We start from the raw sequence: 17,985 nt of genomic DNA on the forward strand, positions 1-17,985 counted from the left end.
AGACGAAAATCTCCGTCGAATTGGTGCGCCGTCGGCGCACGGTGTTCCGCGTGCTGACCAGCTAGCCCGGGCCGGAGGACGTCAGGACCGGGTTGCGCGGGATCTCCAGCCACAGGTGCACCTCAGGCTCCGGTGACTCCTGGCCGAGGGCGATCAGCTTCGCGTCTGCGCTGCTGAGACCCACCACGGTGACCGCGGTCGCGGACCCGTCGCCGGCGGTCCGGGCGATGATCGTGTCCGCCAGGGTGGAGTCGATCGCGGTCGCCAGAGTGTTGAGCACCGATTCCAGCTCCGCGCCGCGGATGTCGTCGATACTGCCCTCGTCGAGCAGGGTGACGATGGCGCCGCGGCGACGCGCGGCCATGATCGCGTCACGCACGGCGTCATTGAGCAGCTTCCGTCCGCGGATCTCGTCCCGCACAGCCGCCTCCAGGTAGCGGGACTCCTGACGCTGCTCGTCGTTCAGCACCCCGCCCTGGTCGATGATCCGGCGCAGCATCGGGGCCGCAAGCCGGATGGTCTGGGCGAGCCGAACCTGGCGCTCGTAGAGGTGCGCGTCCTGGGCGGCCTGCCACTCGGTGGCCTCCTGCTCGGCCAGGGCGTACTGCCGGGCGTCGCGGCCTGCCTTGGCCAGCGCCCGCGCCAGGATGACCGCGACCGCGACCCAGACCACACTGCCGATGACGCCCATGGAGCCCAGGGCAGCCGGGCCAGCCCAGAAAATCGTGTGCACGACCAGCGTCGCGGCGCCGACCCAGGCCAGGCCTGGGCGCCGGCGGGTGGCGGTAATAGTCATCAGGGTGCCCACGGCCGCGACATTCCAGGTGGCGTAGCCGTTGTCGACGGAGCCGTCGAGCTGGCTCCCCACGAGCAGCGGCAGCATCGCACAAACAGCGACGTTGAAGAACGCCAGCCACACCGGCATCCGCATCGGGCTCGTCGGCCAGAGGCTGAGCACGGTCGCCACACCGTAGACGAGCAGCGCCAGGATCGCCGGCACCGGGCTGCGCGGTTGGCCCAGCGAGTAGAAGCCGAGCACGATGTGGTAGGCGGAGAACATTGCGGCCAGGGAGAGCACGAGTCCGCGCGGAACGGTGATCACTCGGGACGTCCTTTCTGGGCCGTCGGCCACTCGATGGTGATCGTCGTTCCGCGGCCCACCCCGGCGCGCACGCGCACGGATCCGCCGGCGCTGGCCACCCGGTCCTGGATCGAGATGCGCAGTCCGAGCCGTTCCGCCGGCACAAGCTCTGGGTCGAAGCCCACGCCGGTGTCGGCGATCGTGATGGTGCAGCCCCCCCGGGCGTTCCCGCTCATCGTGAGGGCGCGGTCGGGCTCGAAGCTCGGCGTGCCGGCATGCTGGGCGCTGTTCACCATGGCTTGCACGCTCGCGGCGAGAATCGCCTCGCTCGCGTGGACCGGGAGGCGCAACCCGTCGATCTCGCACTCGTCGACGGTGAACGGCACCGGCAGCCGGTCGGCGGCGGCCCGGATCTGCGCACTGAGCTCGCTGAAGGCAACCGTGCTGTCGTCACCGGCAGGCACGATGGCGGCGTCGTTGAGCCGGGTGAGGGCATCAGAGGCCATGCCGGAGGCCAGCTCGGCCGCCTTCGGGCTGCCGGCCGCGGCGGCGGCGAGGAACGTGGCCAGCACGCTGTCGTGCACGATCGAGTCGACCTGCACGCGCTCGACCTCCGTCGCGTGCTGCCGCACGGCGTTCCCATACTGGTGCAGCGCGTTGGTCTGCGCGTTGTCGACCGCGAGGGCCGTCTGCCGCAGCATGAAGATGATGATCAGGATGACCTGGCCGAGGATTATCGCGTAGACCGTGTCCAGAGACGACAGAAGAACATCGGCGTCGCCGCCGGACGGTGTCGACCGCACCACGCCGTAGACGATCGGCACGACCACCGTGTAGATGACGGCCCAGAACACCGGGAAGGCCAGAGCGGCGCAGGCCGTTGCGATGGTGCACATGTACCAGAGCCACGGTTTGCCGTCGAGCACGGCCGCGGGGTCACGCATCAGCATGGGCCAAGCCAGCAGCGCCGCCAGATAGAGCATCGCCACGGTTCCGGCGGATGCCCGCACCCCGACCTTGGTCACGGCGGCCACCACGACCGCCGCCAGCGACAGACCGAGCAGCAGCGGCGCGAGCAAACCCATCACCGGCACCCGCACCGGGGCCTGCGCGAGCATGATCGGCATCGCCTGGAGGGCGAAGACCACGCCGACGCCGGCGACGGAACGCGAGGCCACGACTTCGATCCGGGTGCGGCTGATCGGGTTGCGCGGCTGTTTGGGCCCCACGATCGGGTCGGAATCGAGCAGCTCGGCGTCCGAGTGCGCCGCGGTGGAGCCCAGAGGGCCGGAGCCCGCGGGCTTACCCGCGGGCATCTCCGCCATCCGGGTCGAGGCCCGGCAGGATTCCGTCTTCGACGGCGCGCCGGAGCAGGTCCACCTTGGTGGGTGCCGGACGGCCGACCTCCACGTATTTCACCCGGATCCGGTCGAGGTACTCACGGGCGGTCGAGTGCGCGATGCCAAGCTGCATCGCCACCATTTTGAGGGGGAGCCCCGACGCGTAGAGGTGCAGCACGTCACGTTCGCGCCGGCCGAGCTGGGCCTTGGCGAAGTCGCGGTCGGCGTCGATGGCCGTGGCCCACTCGAGGTTGTTGAGAACGTCGCCGCGGGCCACGGATGCGACGGCCGCCATGACCGTGGTGGTGGGGGACGATTTGGGGATGACGCCGGCCGCGCCCGCGGCGAGCGCCTCGCGCACCAGGGCGACCCGATCGGCGATGCTGTGCACGAGGACCGACGCGCCCGTGCTCCGGGCACGGTGCACATTGTCGGTGACGCGGGATCCATCGCCCAGCGACAGATCCAACACGATGACGTCTACGGCGCGGCCGTCGATGCCGTTCACGAGCTCCTGCACGGTGGGCGCGGTGAAGACGACCTCGTAGCCGACGTTCTCACAGGCCGCCTTGATGCCCAGGCGCACCGACTCGTGATCGTCGGCGATGCCCACCCGCACGGGATGGCCGAGTTCGAGGGCGCCGGGAATTCCCGGGGCCGAGGGGAGAGGTGTTGCTGGCTGGTTCACGGTTCCTACATCCTCACGTTGTCGTACAGGTCAACGATAGCTACCGGGACAGGAGCGCGACGGCTTCGACATGGTGGGTATTGGGGAACAGGTCGAAGGCACGCAGCCGGCGCAGGATGTACCCGTGACCGGCGAGGAGGGCGATGTCGCGGGCCAGGGCGACGGGGTCACAGGCCACGTAGACGATCTGGGCCGGTTCCACGGCGCCGAGCAGGTCGATGACCTCCTTGCCGGCGCCGGAGCGTGGCGGGTCGAGGATCACCGTGGCGGCCGACTGGCGAGCCTTCTCGGCGGCGCTCGAATCGCGCACGAGCGCGTTCAGGAACCGGTCGACGCGGGAGGTCTGCACGCTGGCCCCCACCCATTCGGCGAGGTTCTCAGCCGCGAAGTCCGTGGCCTGCGGGTCGCTCTCGACGCTGGTCATGCGCACCACGCTGCCGAACCGGTCGCCCACGGCGGCGGCGAGCAGGCCGACCCCGCCGTAGAGGTCCAGGTTCGCGGCCCGGGGGTCGAAGGCGTCCGCGTCGATGATGTCCTGCACCGCGCGGTAGAGGGTCTCGGCGGCGCTGGTGTGCACCTGCCAGAACCCAGCGGCGTCGAGGCGGAACTCGCGCTCGCCCACAACCTCGCGGATCAGCGTTTTCGGGGTGTGCCGGCGCCGGCCCTTGTCGTCCTGCTCCGCCACCAGGATCTGCACGGTGCCCAGGCTCGGGGCGACGATGTCGACGGATGCGGCGCCGGGAAACATTTTGTCCAGCGGTGCGGCCGCCTCGAGCAGGCGGTCGGCCAGCGGCAGGTCGCCGACCGGGATCACCCGGTGCGAGCGGGCGGCATAAGGGCCGACAGAGCCGTCCTCGTCCACGTGCAGGCGCACGCGCGTGCGCCAGCCGGTGCCGTCGGCGGCGTCGCCGGGCGAGGCGTTGGGGCCGACCGGGACCGGCTCGACCATGACCTCGGACTCGATACCGGCCATCCGTTTCAAGGCGTCAGCCAAAACCTGGCGCTTCAGCTCGCGCTGGAAACCGAGCTCGATGTGGCCGAACTCGGCGCCGCCGGCGCGGTCGACGGGGTCGCGGTCGAGGGCGGCAGCGGCCCAAATGTGCGGCTGACGCTCCGGTGCCGGGGTGAGCACTTCGACGGTCTCCGCCCGCCAGAAGCTTTTGTGGCTGGCCGAGGTCAGCCGGGCGCGCACGCGCTCCCCCGGCAGTGTGTCACTCACGAAGACCACGCGGCCCTCGTGCCGGGCGATGAAGATGCCGCCGTGGGCTACGTTGGTGACGTCAAGTTCGAGTTCCGTGCCCACTTCTGCGGAGTGCCCGTTCGAATCTGCCTGAATGTCATTGCTGGAGCCCATCCTTCGATGATCCCACACCGCGTGCACCCCCACCGAAGGAAACCCATGCGCTTGTACCTGGCGTCCACGTCTCCGGCCCGGCTTATGCTGCTGCGCACCGCGGGGATCGAACCTGTCACAGTTGCGCCCGACGTCGACGAGGACGTGGTCGCCGCCGACGCGGCCCGGTCGGGCGGCGGACCGCTGACTCCCCACCGGGTCGTGGAGCTGCTGGCGCGGGCCAAGGCGGAGGCCGTGTCCCGCGTGTTGACCGACAGCGGCGACATCACCGACGGCCTCGTGCTCGGCGGCGACTCGGTCTTCGTGATCGACGACGTCATCTACGGCAAGCCGCACACCGCCGAGAAGGCGCGCGAACGCTGGCACCTGCAGCGCGGCCGAACCGGGCAGCTGTATTCGGGCCATTGGCTGATCGACCACTCGGCCGGCGTGGCCGGGCGCGGTGTCGGCGCCGTCGCCGTCGCGGACGTCACCTTCGCCGACGACATCGAGGATGCGGAGCTGGACGCCTATATCGCCACCGGCGAGCCTCTGCTCGTGGCCGGGGCCTTCACCATCGACAGCCTAGGGGCGCCGTTCATCACCCACATCAGCGGGGATCCGTCCACCGTCGTCGGGCTCTCGCTGCCGACGCTGCGCCGGCTGGTGACCGGTCTCGGGCACGCGTGGCCGAGCCTGTGGAACCGCACCGACAACTGACAGATTGCTGGTTTTCGAGGTTGTTTGTAGGCATCCGCACCTTTCTCCGGCCTCTTTTTGTGGGAGAGAACCAAAAACCCGGTCGCTCTGCCCCATAAGCTAGGGCACTGTGCCCCCAATAACGAAGGTCCTCATCGCAAACCGGGGCGAAATCGCCGTCCGGGTGGTCCGAGCCGCAAAAGACAGCGGCATTGCCTCGGTTGCCGTCTACGCTGACCAGGATCGCGACTCGATGCATTCGCATCTGGCCGACGAGGCCTACGGTCTCGACGGAACCACGAGCGCCGACACCTACCTCGTCATCGAAAAGCTGCTCTCCGTGGCCCGACGGTCCGGCGCCGATGCCGTGCACCCCGGCTACGGGTTCCTCGCCGAGAACGCCGACTTCGCCCGCGCCGTGATCGGGGCCGGCCTGATTTGGATCGGCCCCTCCCCCGACGCCATCGAGAAGCTCGGCGACAAGGTCTCCGCACGGCACGTCGCCGAGAAGGTGCATGCGCCGATGGCGCCCGGCACCCTCAACCCGGTGGCGGATGCCGCGGAGGTGCTCGATTTCGTCGACCTCCACGGCCTGCCGGTTGCGATCAAGGCGGCCTTCGGCGGCGGCGGTCGCGGCCTCAAGGTCGCCCGCACCCGCGAGGAGGTGCCCGAGCTCTTCGACTCCGCCACCCGCGAGGCCATTGCCGCGTTCGGTCGCGGCGAATGCTTCGTCGAAAAGTACCTGGACAAGCCGCGCCACGTCGAGACCCAGTGCCTCGCCGACGCATCCGGCACGGTCGTCGTCGTCTCCACCCGCGATTGTTCCCTGCAGCGCCGCCACCAGAAGCTGGTCGAGGAGGCCCCCGCGCCGTTCCTGACCGACGCGCAGCGTAACGAGATGTATCGCGCGTCCAAGGCGATCCTCGCCGAGGTCGGCTACGTGGGCGCCGGCACCTGCGAGTTCCTGATCGGCCAGGACGGCACCGTCTCGTTCCTGGAGGTCAACACCCGGCTGCAGGTCGAGCATCCCGTGTCCGAGGAAGTGACCGGAATCGATTTGGTGCGCGAGCAGTTCCGCCTGGCTGAGGGCGGTCGCCTCGACTACCCCGACCCGGAGCCGATCGGACACTCCTTCGAGTTCCGCATCAACGGCGAGGATGCCGGCCGCGGCTTCATGCCGGCCCCCGGCCCCGTGCACGTCTTCAAGCCCTCCGGGGGCCCCGGGGTGCGCGTGGACAGCGGCGTCACCGCCGGCGACGTCATCTCGGGTTCGTTCGACTCCCTTCTCGCAAAGCTCATCGTCACCGGCGCCACCCGCGAGGAAGCGCTCGAGCGTTCCCGCCGGGCCCTGGACGAGTTCGAGGTCGCGGGTCTCCCCACCGTGCTGCCGTTCCACCGCCGGATCGTGCGCGACCCCGCGTTCGCCCCCGCCGACGGTGAGCCGTTCACGATCTTCACCCGGTGGATCGAAACCGAGTTCGTCAACGACATCGAGCCGTGGAACGGCTCGCCGGAAGTGCTGACCGGCCCCGCTAAGCGCCACAACGTCGTCGTCGAGGTGGAGGGGCGACGGATCGAGGTCAGTCTGCCGGTCCGCCTGCTGCCCGGCGCCGCCTCCGAGAACACGGCCGGCCCGGCACCCCGTCGGCGCGGCGGCTCCCCCTCCGTCAGCTCGGCCACCGGCGACGCCGTACACGCCCCGATGCAGGCGACCATCGTGAAGCTGGCCGTGGCCGAGGGCGACCTCGTCGTCAAGGGTGATCTGCTGCTGGTGCTGGAGGCCATGAAGATGGAGCAACCACTGACCGCCCACAAGGACGGCATCGTCGGCAACGTGGGGGCGATCATCGGCGCGACCGTGGCCTCTGGCTTCCTGCTGATGGCCGTCATGGACGCCGTTGAAGCCGTGGACGCCGTGGAAGCCGTGGAAGCCGTGGACGCCGTGGACGCCTGACCCGCGTCACCGGCTGACACGTCAACGCCCTCGTTCCAAGAACGAGGGCGTTGTCTTTTCTTTCGTTTGTGGTGTCTCTCGAAGGCGTCAGAGCACGATGTGCATGGCGCGGGCGGCATCCGTGATCGAATGCGTCAGCGACGGGTAGACCGGGAACGCTCGTGCGACCTCGTCGACGGTGAGCCGGTGCTCCACGGCCAGGGCGAGCGGGAAGATCAGTTCGCTGGCCTTAGGGGCCACGATCACGCCGCCGATGACGGTGCCGGTGGTGGTGGTGGCGAACAGCTTCACGAAGCCGTCCTTGATGCCCATCATCTTGGCCCGAGGGTTCGAAGCGAGCGGGAGCTTGTAGATGCTGCCGCGAGTGAGGCCGTCCTCGATCTGCTTCTGGGTCCAGCCGACCGTGGCGATCTCCGGCTGCGTGAAGATGTTGGCCGCGACGTTGCGAATCTCGATCGGGTTGACCGCGTCGCCCATGGCGTGGAACACGGCCGTGCGGCCCATCATCGAGGCGACGGATGCCAGCGGCAGCTCGGTCGTGCAGTCCCCGGCCGCGTAGATGTTCGGCATCGACGTGCGCGCGACCCGGTTCACCCGGATGTGACCGGAGTCGGTGAGCTGCACGTCCGCTTCCTCGAGGCCGAGGCCCTTCGTGTTCGGCACGGACCCGACCGCGATCAGGCAGTGGCTACCCTCGACGGTTCGGCCGTCGGCCAGCGTGGCCAGCACTCCACCCACCGTGCGCACGACGGACTCGGCGCGGGACTTGCTGAGCACGACCATGCCGTTGCGCTTGAATACGTTCTCGACCACGTTCGCGGCGTCGGCGTCCTCACCGGGCAGCACGCGGTCGCGGCTGGAAATCAGGGTGACCTTGGCACCGAGGGCGCGGTAGGCGGAGGCGAATTCGGCCCCGGTCACCCCGGAGCCCACGACGATGAGGTGATCGGGTACGGCCCGCAGGTTGTAGAGCTGCGTCCAGGTGAGGATGCGCTCGCCGTCGGGGAGCGCGGTGGGCAGGATGCGCGGGGTTGCCCCGACGGAGACGACGATCGTGTCGGCCTCGATCCGGTCGAAGTCCGTGCCGGAGCCGTCTTCGGCCGTGGACACGATCACGCCGCTGGTACCGTCCAGCCGGCCGTGGCCGTGCACCAGGTTGACCCCGGCGCGCATCAGGGTGGACTTCATGTCTTCGGACTGCTGGCGGGCCAGGGCCAGGAGCCGCTTGTTGACCGCGGCGAGGTTGATGGCCACCTCGGGGCGGGCCGGCTTGCCTTTTTCGCCGCGCACGAACAGCTGTACGCCGAGCTCGGTCGCGTCGTGGATCGAGTTGGTGGCCTCGGCCGTCGCGATGAGGGACTTGGACGGGACGACGTCCGTGATCACGGCCGAACCGCCGACGCCGACACGCTCGATCAGGGTGACCTCGGCGCCCTGCTGAGCGCCGGCCAGGGCGGCCTCGTACCCGCCGGGGCCTCCGCCGAGGATAGCGATGCGCTGCTTGCGTTCGAAGTCGTAGGCCATGCTCATATTCTCCTGCCCCGGCGCGCCCGCCGCCAAACCCCGGGGCTCCGCTCCCCCGTCGACGAACCAATTCGACGGAGATTCTGCCCAAAATTGACGTTCAGGCCCCTTTTTCGCCGTGAAATCCCAAAATCTCCGTCGAATTGAACAAGGGAACGGTCCTGAAATCGGCGGGCAATTAGAGTAGGGGGATGCTGAAGACCGACAATAACTTGCTTGACGCGCCAGAAACCGATCCGTTTGATGTTGCACGGACCGCCGCTTCTGAAATCGCCGAAGCCACGGGCGTAGCCCGCCACGACATCGCCCTGACCCTGGGCAGCGGATGGGGCAAGGCCGCCGATCTCATCGGCGAGACCACGCACACCCTCGACGCGCAGTACATCACCGGTTTCAGTGCACCCGCCCTGGCCGGCCACGCCGGCACTCTGCGCTCGGTGCTGCTGCCCAGCGGCAAGCGCGCCCTCCTCATCGGCGCCCGCACGCACTATTACGAAGGCCACGGCGTGCGCCGGGTCGTGCACAGCGTGCGCACCGCCGCCGCCACCGGCGCGACGACCATGATCCTCACCAACGGTGCCGGCGGCATCCGGGAGACCTGGAACGCCGGCACCCCCGTGCTGATCAGCGACCATATCAACCTCACCGCCGACTCGCCCCTCGAGGGCGCGACGTTCGTCGACCTGACCGACCTCTACTCGCGCCGCCTGCGCGACCTGGCCCGCACCATCGACCCATCGCTCGACGAGGGCGTGTACTGCCAGTTCCGCGGCCCGCACTACGAGACGCCGGCCGAGGTGCAGATGGCCAAGGTCATCGGCGGCCACATCGTCGGCATGTCGACCGCCCTCGAGGCGATCGCCGCCCGCCAGTCGGGCATGGAGATCCTCGGTCTGTCGCTGATCACCAACCTCGCGGCCGGAATCCAGCAGGACCCGCTCAGCCACTCGGAGGTGCTCGAGGCCGGAAAGCTCGCCGAGCCCGTCATCAGCGCGCTCCTCGCCCGGATCGTGGCCGCACTGTGAGCCTCGACAATACCGACCCGCAGATCACCGGCCGGCATTCCGCCGCCGCCGACGCTGCTCCCGCGTCCGCTGCCGGTGCCGATGCCGCCACCGGCACCGGCGCCACCGAAACAGTCCTGCCCGACACGATGGTCATCAACACCATCGGCGCCGACGACGACACAGGCACCGGCACCGGCACCAGCACGGATGCCGTGAGCGGCAGCGAGACCGGCACCGACTCCGCTCCGGCCGCGGCTGCCACGCCGACCGTGATCGCCGTGGCCAATGCCTGGCTCAGCCAGGACCCCGATCCCGAGACCCAGGCCGAGCTGCGCCTCCTGCTGCGCGGGGCCGGCGACGGCGACGCCGTCGCACTCGCGGAGCTGCACGCCCGCTTCGACGAGCGCCTCGCCTTCGGCACGGCGGGTCTGCGCGGCGCCATCGCCGCAGGCTCCAACCGGATGAACCGCGTACTCGTCTGCCAGGCAGCCGCCGGCCTCGCCGCGTTCCTGACGAAGAACGCCGCCCCGGGCCGGGTCCCCTCGGTCGTCATCGGCTATGACGGGCGCAAAAACTCGCAGGTCTTCGCCACTGACTCGGCCGCGATCATGGCCGGTGCAGGGGTACGCGCCATCCTGCTCCCCCGTTTACTACCGACCCCCGTGCTCGCGTTTGCTGTGCGCCACCTCGACGTCGGCGCGGGCATCATGGTCACCGCCTCGCACAACCCGCCCAACGACAACGGCTACAAGGTCTACCTGGGCGGCGCCAACCAAGGCTCCCAGATCGTTTCGCCCGACGACGCCGCGATCGCGGCCGAGATCCTGCGCGTCGCCGCGGAGGAACGGGTTCCCGACCTGCCCCGGGCACCCTACGAGACGGCGCCCGAGTCGATCGTGCAGGCCTACATCGACGCGACGGCAGGTCTTGCCCGCCGGCCCCTCGCGCAGGTCAACACGGTTTACACGGCCCTGCACGGCGTCGGCTGGGACACCACCCGCCGGGTGCTTCAAGCCGCCGGCTTCGACCTTCCCACGCTCGTCGACGCCCAGATCGCCCCGGATGCCGCCTTCCCCACGGTCTCCTTCCCCAACCCCGAAGAACCCGGTGCGATGGACCTCGCCTACGAGACGGCCCGTGAGACCGGCGCCGAGCTGATCATCGCCAACGACCCCGACGCCGACCGCCTTGCGATCGCCATCCCGCAAGAGGGGTCCCCCGACGGGTACCGGCGCCTCAGCGGCAACGAGGTCGGGGCGATCCTCGGCTGGCGAGCCGCGGAACTGGCCGCGAGCGTCACCGGTGACGGCGGCGCCACCGGCACCCTCGCGTGCTCCATCGTCTCCACCCCGGCGCTGGAGGCCGTGGCGAAGGCTTACGGGCTGCGGTTCACCGACACCCTCACCGGCTTCAAGTGGGTGTCGCGCGCGCCCGACCTGATCTTCGGCTTCGAGGAGGCCCTCGGCTACCTCGTTAACCCCGAGACCGTGCGCGACAAAGACGGCATCTCCGCCGCCGTGGCGCTGCTCTCCCTGGTCAGCAATCTGAAGGCGGAGGGCGTCACCCTCGCCCAGCACCTCGACCGTTTCAGTGAACGCTTCGGCCACTTCGCCTCCGGCCAGATCTCGGTGCGCGTCACCGACCTGACCGAGATCGAGCAGGTCATGGCGCGGCTGCGCGAGACACCCCCGGTCTTCGTCGGCAGCATCGCCGTCGACCACATCGACGACCTCTCCGGGGGCTTCAACGGCCTGCCGCCCAGCGACGTGCTGCGCATCCGGCTGGCCGACGGCTCCCGCGTCATGGTGCGCCCGAGCGGCACCGAGCCCAAGCTCAAGGTCTACCTCGACACCAGCAGTTCCGTCGGCACGGTCGCCGAACGCCGGGCCGCCGCCGAGGCAACCCTCGCGGAGCTCGACCGGGGCATGCGCGACCTGATCGCGTAGCCCCGCGAAACGCGGTGCAGCATCCGTTCGCACGGCGCGCGGGTGTTGCGCCGTTGCGCGGGTGGCGTGCCTCGCGCGTAACGGCGCAGCTGCAGCGCACCGCCGCGAGGGCGTCAGCCCAGGGCGGTCTCCAGCTTGGCGGTGAGCTCGTCCACATCGAAGTAGTTGTCGATTACGACGATATCGGCATTGGTCTTGCCGATGGCGTCGACCAGCTCCGACGAGGTCAGGATGACCTGGGCATCCGCCCCGACCGTGCTCACCCCGGCGATGTCGGTGGCCGTGACGAAGGCTTCGATATCGAGGCGTTTGAGCGCGCGCTCGGCGTTGATTTTGAGGATGGCGGAGGTTCCCACTCCCACCCCGCAGAGTGCGACGATCTTCATGAGGGCTCCTCTGTTGCGGTCGGCACGCCGAGCAGGGCGCGGATGGCGTCGGCATCCGTGGCCGCGGCGAGCGAGGGGATGACGTGCGCGTCGTTGAAGACGTTGGCCAGCTCGGCCACGAGCAGCACGTGCTCGTCGGAGCTGGTGACGGCGAGCCCGAGCACCACACTGACCGGGTCGTTGTGCGGATGTCCGAACGCGACCGGGTCGGCCAGGGTCACGATGCTGAGACCCTCGGTGTGCACATCGGGTCCGGGTCGGGCGTGCGCGAGCGCCAGCCCGGGGGCGATGACCACGTAGGCACCGAATTCCTCGATGACGGCGATCATGCGCTTCGTGTATTCGGGGGCGGTGGCGCCGGAGCGCTCAAGGGCGTCACCGGCGGCGGCCACCGCGCCGCGCCAGTCGTCGACGTGGACGCCGATCGCGATGGCTTCGAGGGGCAGGGGCGGAAGGGGCATGGGAACTTTCACGGGGTAGGGGGTCGGCTTTCGCGAGTCGCTCAGGCGCTTTCGAAACCGGCGACGATGGCGTCCGCCAGCTCTTCGCGTTCGTCGAGCGGAAGGAACGCGGCCTGCGCCGCGTTGAGCTGGAAGACCTCGAGGTCGTCGATGTCGTAGCCGAACGCATCGCTGAGCAGCGCGAGTTCCTGGGTCAGGGTGGTGCTGCTCATCAGGCGGTTGTCGGTGTTGACCGTGACCCGGAAGCCCAGCTGGTAGAGCAGGTCGAAGGGGTGGTCGAGCAGGTCCGCGCCCCACGCGGCGATTGCGCCGGTCTGCAGGTTGGACGACGGGCTGAGCTCGAGGGCGATGTCGCGGTCGCGCACCCACTGCGCCACCGGGCCGAGCGTGACGTAGGTGTTCTCCGCGTCTTCGCGGCCGATCACGATTTCCTCGGCGAGACGCACGCCGTGGCCCAGGCGCAATGCCCGGCCGTCGTAGAGTGCCCCGCGGATGCTCTCCAACCCGTCAGCCTCGCCCGCATGCACGGTGACGGGCAGGAAGGCCTTCGCGAGGAAGTCGAACGCGTCCCGGTGGTGGTGGGCCGGGAACCCCAGTTCGGCCCCGGCGATGTCGAAGCCGACAACCCCGTTGGAACGATGCCGCACGGCGAGTTCCGCGATCTCCAGGCTGCGCTCGGCATGCCTCATGGCCGTGATCAGCTGGCCGATCCGAATGCGGGACCCGGCACCCGCGACCAGCGCGATGCCGGCCTCGATGCCCTCCTGCACCGCCTCGACGCTCTGGTCGAGGGTGAGGCCGCGGGCCAGGTGCTGCTCGGGGGCCCAGCGGATCTCCCCGTAGATCACGCCGTCGGCGGCGAGGTCCTCCACGAATTCGCGGGCCACGCGCACCAGGGCCTCGCGGGTCTGCATCACGCCGACGGTGACGTCGAAAGTCTTCAGGTAGTCGACCAGGGTGCCGGAGTCGGCCTGGGTGCTGAACCAGGAGCCGAGCGATCGGGCATCCGTCGCCGGCAGCGCCAGCCCGACCGCGCCGGCCAGCTCGATGATGGTCTGCGGGCGCAGGCCGCCGTCGAGGTGGTCGTGCAGGGAGATCTTCGGCAGTGCGTTGATGCTCGTGCCGGCACCGGGCAGCAGGTAGTCCTCAGGGCTCGTGTTCACCCCCCTAATCTACCGGCTGGGTGCTGAGAGTCACACTGCTGGCTGAGCCGGCCCGCACATCCGTTCAGATGCACGGGCCGAGACCGGCCGGGCGGTTCAGCGGCCGATGCGCTCGGCGATCAGCGGGCCGCCGTCCTGCACGGGCTCGCCGGGGTCGCCGATGCGATATGCGCCGTCCACGGCCTCCAGGGCCCGCGCGAAGCGCTCGGGTTCGTCGGCACTGAGGGTGAACAGGGGCTGGCCGGCGCGCACAGTATCGCCCGGCTTGGCGTGCAGGTCGATGCCGGCGGCGTGCTGCACCGGATCCTGCTTGCGGGCGCGGCCGGCGCCGAGGCGCCAGGCGCCGATGCCGAACGGCAGCGCCTGCTGCTCGACGAGCACACCGTCGCGCAGGGCGGTGACGACGTGGGTCTCGCGGGCCACGGGCAGCGGGGCGTCGGGATCGCCGCCCTGGGCACGGATCACGTCGCGCCACTTGTCCATGGCGCGTCCGTCCGTGAGAGCGGATTCCACGTCGACGTCGGTGATGCCCACCAGAGCGAGCATCTCCCGGGCCAGGGCCACGGTGAGCTCGACGACATCCGCCGGCCCGCCGCCGGCGAGAACCTCGACCGATTCACGCACCTCGTTGGCGTTTCCGATTGCGAGCCCGAGCGGCACGTTCATGTTGGTGAGCAGAGCGGATGTCGCCACGCCGGCGTCCTCGCCGAGGGCGACCATGGTGCGGGCGAGCTCCCGGGACCGTTCGATGTCTTTCAGGAACGCGCCCGACCCGAACTTCACGTCCAGGACGAGGGCGCCGGTGCCCTCCGCGATCTTCTTCGACATGATCGACGACGCGATCAGCGGGATCGCCTCGACGGTGCCGGTGATGTCGCGCAGCGCGTAGAGCTTGCCGTCGGCCGGGGCCAGACCGCCGCCGGCGGCGCAGATCACGCCGCCGAATTCCTGCAGCTGCGCGAACATCTCCTCGTTGGTGAGGTGCGCACGCCAGCCGGGGATGGATTCGAGCTTGTCGAGGGTGCCGCCGGTGTGGCCGAGGCCGCGGCCGGACAGCTGCGGCACGGCCGCACCGAAGACCGCCACGAGTGGCATCAGCGGCAGGGTGATCTTGTCGCCGACGCCGCCGGTGGAGTGCTTGTCGGTGGTCGGCTTGCCGAGTCCGGCGAAGCTCATCCGCTCGCCGCTGCTCAGCATCGCCATGGTGAGATCCTTGATCTCCCGGCGATTCATGCCGTTCAGGAAGATCGCCATGGTCATGGCGGCCATCTGCTCGTCGCCGACGTAACCGCGCGTGTACGCGTCGATCAGCCAGTCGATCTGCGGCGTGCTGAGCTCGCCCCGATCACGCTTGGCATGGATCAGGTCCACGGCGTCGAAGGCCTCGATACGGTTCTCGTTGGTGCTCACAGCTACTCTTCCTGATATTCGGCGAGCTGCCTCGGCCCGAAGGCGTCCGGCAGCACTTCATCGATGGTGCGCACACCCGACACCGTCTCCAGCAGCATGCCGGGCGCGGAATGTTCGTACAACAGCTGGCGGCAGCGGCCGCAGGGCATCAGCGTTCGGCCGTTGCCGTCGACGCAGGTGAACGCGACGAGGTGGCCTCCCCCGGTCAGGTGCAGCACGGAGACGAGGGCGCATTCGGCGCAGAGGGTGAGCCCGTAGGAGGCGTTCTCCACGTTGCATCCGCTGATCACACGACCGTCGGTGACCTGCGCCGCGGCGCCGACCGGGAACTTCGAGTACGGCACATAGGCCTGGGCCATCGCCGTCGTCGCGGCCTCCCGCAGCGCCGCCCAGTCGATGTCGCCGGCCGCTGGCGAGGCGCCGTGGCTCACGCCGGTCACGATTTGATGTAGGGCTTGCCGGATGCCGCCGGTCCCCGCGACGTTCCGACGAACCCGGCAACGGCGGCGATGGTGATCAGGTACGGCAGCATGAGCATGAACTCGCTCGGCACCGGCGAACCGATGACACTGAGCACGTTCTGCAAGTTGCTCGCGAACCCGAACAGGAGGGCGGCCAGCGTGGCCCGGATCGGATCCCAACGGCCGAAGATCACGGCGGCCAGCGCGATGAAGCCGGCTCCGGCGGTCATCTCCTTGCCGAAAGCGCCCACCGAACCGAGGGTGAAGTAGGCGCCGCCGAGGCCGACGATCGCGCCGGCGAGCGACACGTTCCAGAACCGGGTGCGGCCGACGTTGATGCCGACGGTGTCTGCCGCCTGGGGGTGCTCGCCCACGCTGCGGAGGCGCAGGCCCCACCGGGTGTGGAAGATGCCGTAGTACACCAAGGCGACGGCCACATACATGATGTAGACGATCAGGGTCTGCCGGAACAAGACCGGTCCGATGATCGGGATCTCGCTGAGCAGCGGGATGTTGATCCGCTCGAATCGAGGCGGCTGGTTGAGCAGGGCCGCGTTGGGCGCCATCACCTGGGAGTAAAGGAAACCGGTGACGCCGATCACGAGAACGTTGAGCACGACACCGACGATGACCTGGTCGACGAAGTACTTGATCGAGAACGAGGCGAGCACCATCGAAACGAGAACGCCGGCGAACATGGCCGCGACGAGGCCGAGGATGGGCTGGTTGGTCAGGGACGCCACCATGGCCGAGGTGAACGCCCCGGCGAGCAGTTGCCCCTCAATGGCGATGTTGACCACGCCGACCCGTTCGGAGATGACACCGCCGAGAGCACCGAAGATCAGCGGTACAGCCAGGCTGAGCGAACCGAACAGCAGCCCGGGCACCGGGATGGACTCGCCGGCGGCGGCCCAGACCAGGAATCCGATCAGGAAGAGCACCGCGTAGACGGAGATAAGCCAGATCGGCACCTGACGCCGGGACTGCACCAGCCACACGCTCACGCCCGTGATCACAAGCAGCAGCACACTGATGACGATGCCGGTCAGCCGGGTGGGCAGCAGGAGATCGGGAAGCTGGATCAGGTCGCTCGAGGTGGAGAGCCGCATGGTGCTGACGCCCTCGCGGCCGAAGGCCACGAAGAGCGCGAAGGCGACGACGGTGAAAATCGCCAGGGCGATGGGCGACTTCCAACTCTTCACGATTTTGAAGTCGGGGCGATCGTCGGCGGTCGACGATACGGGCTGGACGGCCGGGGCAACGGTGCTCACTGTGCAGCCACCTCCTGGGAAACGTTGGGCAGTGCCCGGCGGGGCGCGGAGCCCGGGGCCGGCAGTCGGAAGATGGCCCGCACGAGAGGCGGAGCCGCGATGAAAAGCACGATCAGTGACTGCACGACGAGCACGATGTCGATCGGCACACCCTCGGCCGCCTGCATCGAGAAACCGCCGGCCTTGAACGCGCCGAACAGGATGCCCGCGGCGAACACACCCCAAGGCTTGGAACGGCCCAGCAGCGCGACCGTGATCGCATCGAAGCCGATACCGGAGTCCAGTCCGGCGCCGAAACCGCTGGTCGTGGTGCCGAGCACCTGGTTGATGCCGGCCAGGCCGATCAGTCCACCCGAGAACAGCATCGCGTAGACGTAGATGCGCTTGACGCTGATGCCGGCGACGCGCGCCGCGTGGGGGTTCAGTCCCACGGCCCGGAACTGGAAGCCCAGGTTCGACCGGGACAGCAGCCACCAGGTGAAAACCGTGGCGGCGATGGCCAGGATGAAGCCGAAGTGCAGCGAGTACGTCGAGCCGAGAAGGTCGGGGAAGACCGCGGTGACCTTCGTCGCCGGGCTCTTCGGGTTGTTCGATCCGGGGGTCTTCAGGAAGCCCTCACGCAGCAGGTAGCTGACCAGGTAGAACGCGACGTAGTTGAGCATGATCGTGGTGATCACCTCATGGGCGCCGGTGCGGGCCTTGAGCAGACCCACGATCCCACCCCAGAGGGCGCCGCCGAGCACGCCGGCCACGAGGGCCGCGACCATGTGCAGGCCGTAGGGCAGGTCGACGGCGAAACCGACCCAGCCGCCGAGGGCGGCGGCGATCAGCATCTGGCCGCGGCCACCGATGTTGAACATGCCCACCCGGAAGCCCAGCGCCACGCCGAGCCCCGCCATGATCAGCGGGGTCGCGAAGGTGAGCGTCTCGGTGAGCGGCTTGATGCCGGCAGCGAAGCTCGGTCGACGGAAGTTGTAGACCGACCCCTGGAACAGGGCCGAGTAGGCGCCGGACACGGAATACCAGACTTCCCGCAGCAGGTCGCCGGGCCGGGAGAAGAAGTAGCCTGCGGCTTCCTGAACGCCCTCGTTGGTGAAGGCGATCATGATGCCGCCGACGAAAAGCGCGAGCACGACGGCGAGCACGGAGATGATCGCGTTGCCGGTGGTGATCTCGCGAAACGCCTGGTTCCAGCGGGACGGCTGTTCGGGGGCCGGGATTGACGGCGTTCCTGACTCGGTCGTGGGACCCTGTGTCGCGC

General features: G+C 69.1%; 16 protein-coding genes. 4 read left to right on the top strand and 12 right to left on the bottom strand.

The features are described from left to right. Positions 1–61: 61 nt before the first annotated feature. The 4 genes from E3O47_RS11190 to E3O47_RS11205 all read right to left on the bottom strand — a co-directional run bounded on the left by E3O47_RS11190 (position 62) and on the right by E3O47_RS11205 (position 4,463). Positions 62–1,102: a hypothetical protein gene (locus E3O47_RS11190; protein WP_104100331.1), complete on the bottom strand. Its 1,041-nt coding sequence runs from the start codon at positions 1,100–1,102 to the stop codon at positions 62–64. Continuing rightward, positions 1,099–2,397, bottom strand: a complete 1,299-nt coding sequence (locus E3O47_RS11195) for an ATP-binding protein (RefSeq protein ID WP_134420561.1) — start codon at positions 2,395–2,397, stop codon at positions 1,099–1,101. Before E3O47_RS11195 ends, E3O47_RS11190 begins: the two co-directional genes overlap by 4 nt. Next, the gene (locus E3O47_RS11200; RefSeq protein WP_134342694.1) at positions 2,384–3,070 is read right to left on the bottom strand and encodes a response regulator transcription factor; all 687 of its coding nucleotides are present in this window, start codon (positions 3,068–3,070) and stop codon (positions 2,384–2,386) included. Before E3O47_RS11200 ends, E3O47_RS11195 begins: the two co-directional genes overlap by 14 nt. Positions 3,071–3,149: 79 nt before the next feature. After that, positions 3,150–4,463, bottom strand: coding sequence for a TRAM domain-containing protein (locus E3O47_RS11205; RefSeq protein ID WP_134342664.1), 1,314 nt, complete (start codon positions 4,461–4,463; stop codon positions 3,150–3,152). Between the two features lie 45 nt (positions 4,464–4,508). On the opposite strand from E3O47_RS11205, the gene E3O47_RS11210 reads away from it, so the two are divergent. Both E3O47_RS11210 and E3O47_RS11215 read left to right on the top strand, forming a co-directional pair. Next, the gene (locus E3O47_RS11210; RefSeq protein WP_104100334.1) at positions 4,509–5,162 is read left to right on the top strand and encodes a Maf family protein; all 654 of its coding nucleotides are present in this window, start codon (positions 4,509–4,511) and stop codon (positions 5,160–5,162) included. A 109-nt stretch (positions 5,163–5,271) separates the two neighbouring features. Further along, complete coding sequence (locus E3O47_RS11215) at positions 5,272–7,095, top strand: biotin carboxylase N-terminal domain-containing protein (RefSeq protein ID WP_134420563.1); 1,824 nt, start codon at positions 5,272–5,274, stop codon at positions 7,093–7,095. 87 nt (positions 7,096–7,182) lie between these two features. Here E3O47_RS11215 and E3O47_RS11220 read toward each other — a convergent pair whose 3' ends face one another. Beyond that, complete coding sequence (locus E3O47_RS11220) at positions 7,183–8,619, bottom strand: NAD(P)H-quinone dehydrogenase (protein WP_104100336.1); 1,437 nt, start codon at positions 8,617–8,619, stop codon at positions 7,183–7,185. 191 nt (positions 8,620–8,810) lie between these two features. Here E3O47_RS11220 and E3O47_RS11225 point away from each other — a divergent pair, with 191 nt between their 5' ends. Together E3O47_RS11225 and E3O47_RS11230 are read left to right on the top strand one after the other, a co-directional pair. Continuing rightward, on the top strand, positions 8,811–9,644 hold the full coding sequence (locus tag E3O47_RS11225) for a purine-nucleoside phosphorylase (protein WP_134420565.1): 834 nt from the start codon (positions 8,811–8,813) through the stop codon (positions 9,642–9,644). Further along, complete coding sequence (locus tag E3O47_RS11230; protein ID WP_233191320.1) at positions 9,641–11,572, top strand: phospho-sugar mutase; 1,932 nt, start codon at positions 9,641–9,643, stop codon at positions 11,570–11,572. The genes E3O47_RS11225 and E3O47_RS11230 overlap by 4 nt, the downstream gene beginning before the upstream one ends. A 113-nt stretch (positions 11,573–11,685) precedes the next feature. On the opposite strand, the gene E3O47_RS11235 is transcribed toward E3O47_RS11230, so the two are convergent. From E3O47_RS11235 to E3O47_RS11265, 7 genes are all read right to left on the bottom strand, one after another. Next, entirely contained in the window at positions 11,686–11,958 is a 273-nt protein-coding gene (locus E3O47_RS11235; RefSeq protein WP_104100338.1) for a PTS sugar transporter subunit IIB, read from the bottom strand. Next, positions 11,955–12,419, bottom strand: a complete 465-nt coding sequence (locus tag E3O47_RS11240) for a PTS sugar transporter subunit IIA (RefSeq protein ID WP_104100339.1) — start codon at positions 12,417–12,419, stop codon at positions 11,955–11,957. The genes E3O47_RS11235 and E3O47_RS11240 overlap by 4 nt, the downstream gene beginning before the upstream one ends. Positions 12,420–12,460: 41 nt before the next feature. Further along, positions 12,461–13,582, bottom strand: a complete 1,122-nt coding sequence (locus E3O47_RS11245; protein ID WP_104100340.1) for an adenosine deaminase — start codon at positions 13,580–13,582, stop codon at positions 12,461–12,463. Between the two features lie 96 nt (positions 13,583–13,678). Further along, on the bottom strand, positions 13,679–14,992 hold the full coding sequence (locus E3O47_RS11250) for a thymidine phosphorylase (protein WP_104100341.1): 1,314 nt from the start codon (positions 14,990–14,992) through the stop codon (positions 13,679–13,681). 2 nt (positions 14,993–14,994) lie between these two features. Further along, a complete protein-coding gene (locus E3O47_RS11255; RefSeq protein WP_255409024.1) occupies positions 14,995–15,432 on the bottom strand; it encodes a cytidine deaminase in 438 nt (145 codons plus the stop codon). Continuing rightward, positions 15,429–16,658 carry an ABC transporter permease gene (locus E3O47_RS11260; RefSeq protein WP_233191324.1) on the bottom strand — a complete coding sequence of 410 codons (1,230 nt, stop codon included), beginning with the start codon at positions 16,656–16,658 and terminating at the stop codon, positions 15,429–15,431. Before E3O47_RS11260 ends, E3O47_RS11255 begins: the two co-directional genes overlap by 4 nt. Positions 16,659–16,720: 62 nt before the next feature. Next, positions 16,721–17,944: an ABC transporter permease gene (locus tag E3O47_RS11265; RefSeq protein ID WP_241977367.1), complete on the bottom strand. Its 1,224-nt coding sequence runs from the start codon at positions 17,942–17,944 to the stop codon at positions 16,721–16,723. Between the last annotated feature and the right edge of the window lie 41 nt (positions 17,945–17,985).

Origin of the sequence: Cryobacterium sp. TMT2-17-1, from assembly GCF_004402765.1 — a bacterium.
Classification (GTDB): domain Bacteria; phylum Actinomycetota; class Actinomycetes; order Actinomycetales; family Microbacteriaceae; genus Cryobacterium; species Cryobacterium sandaracinum.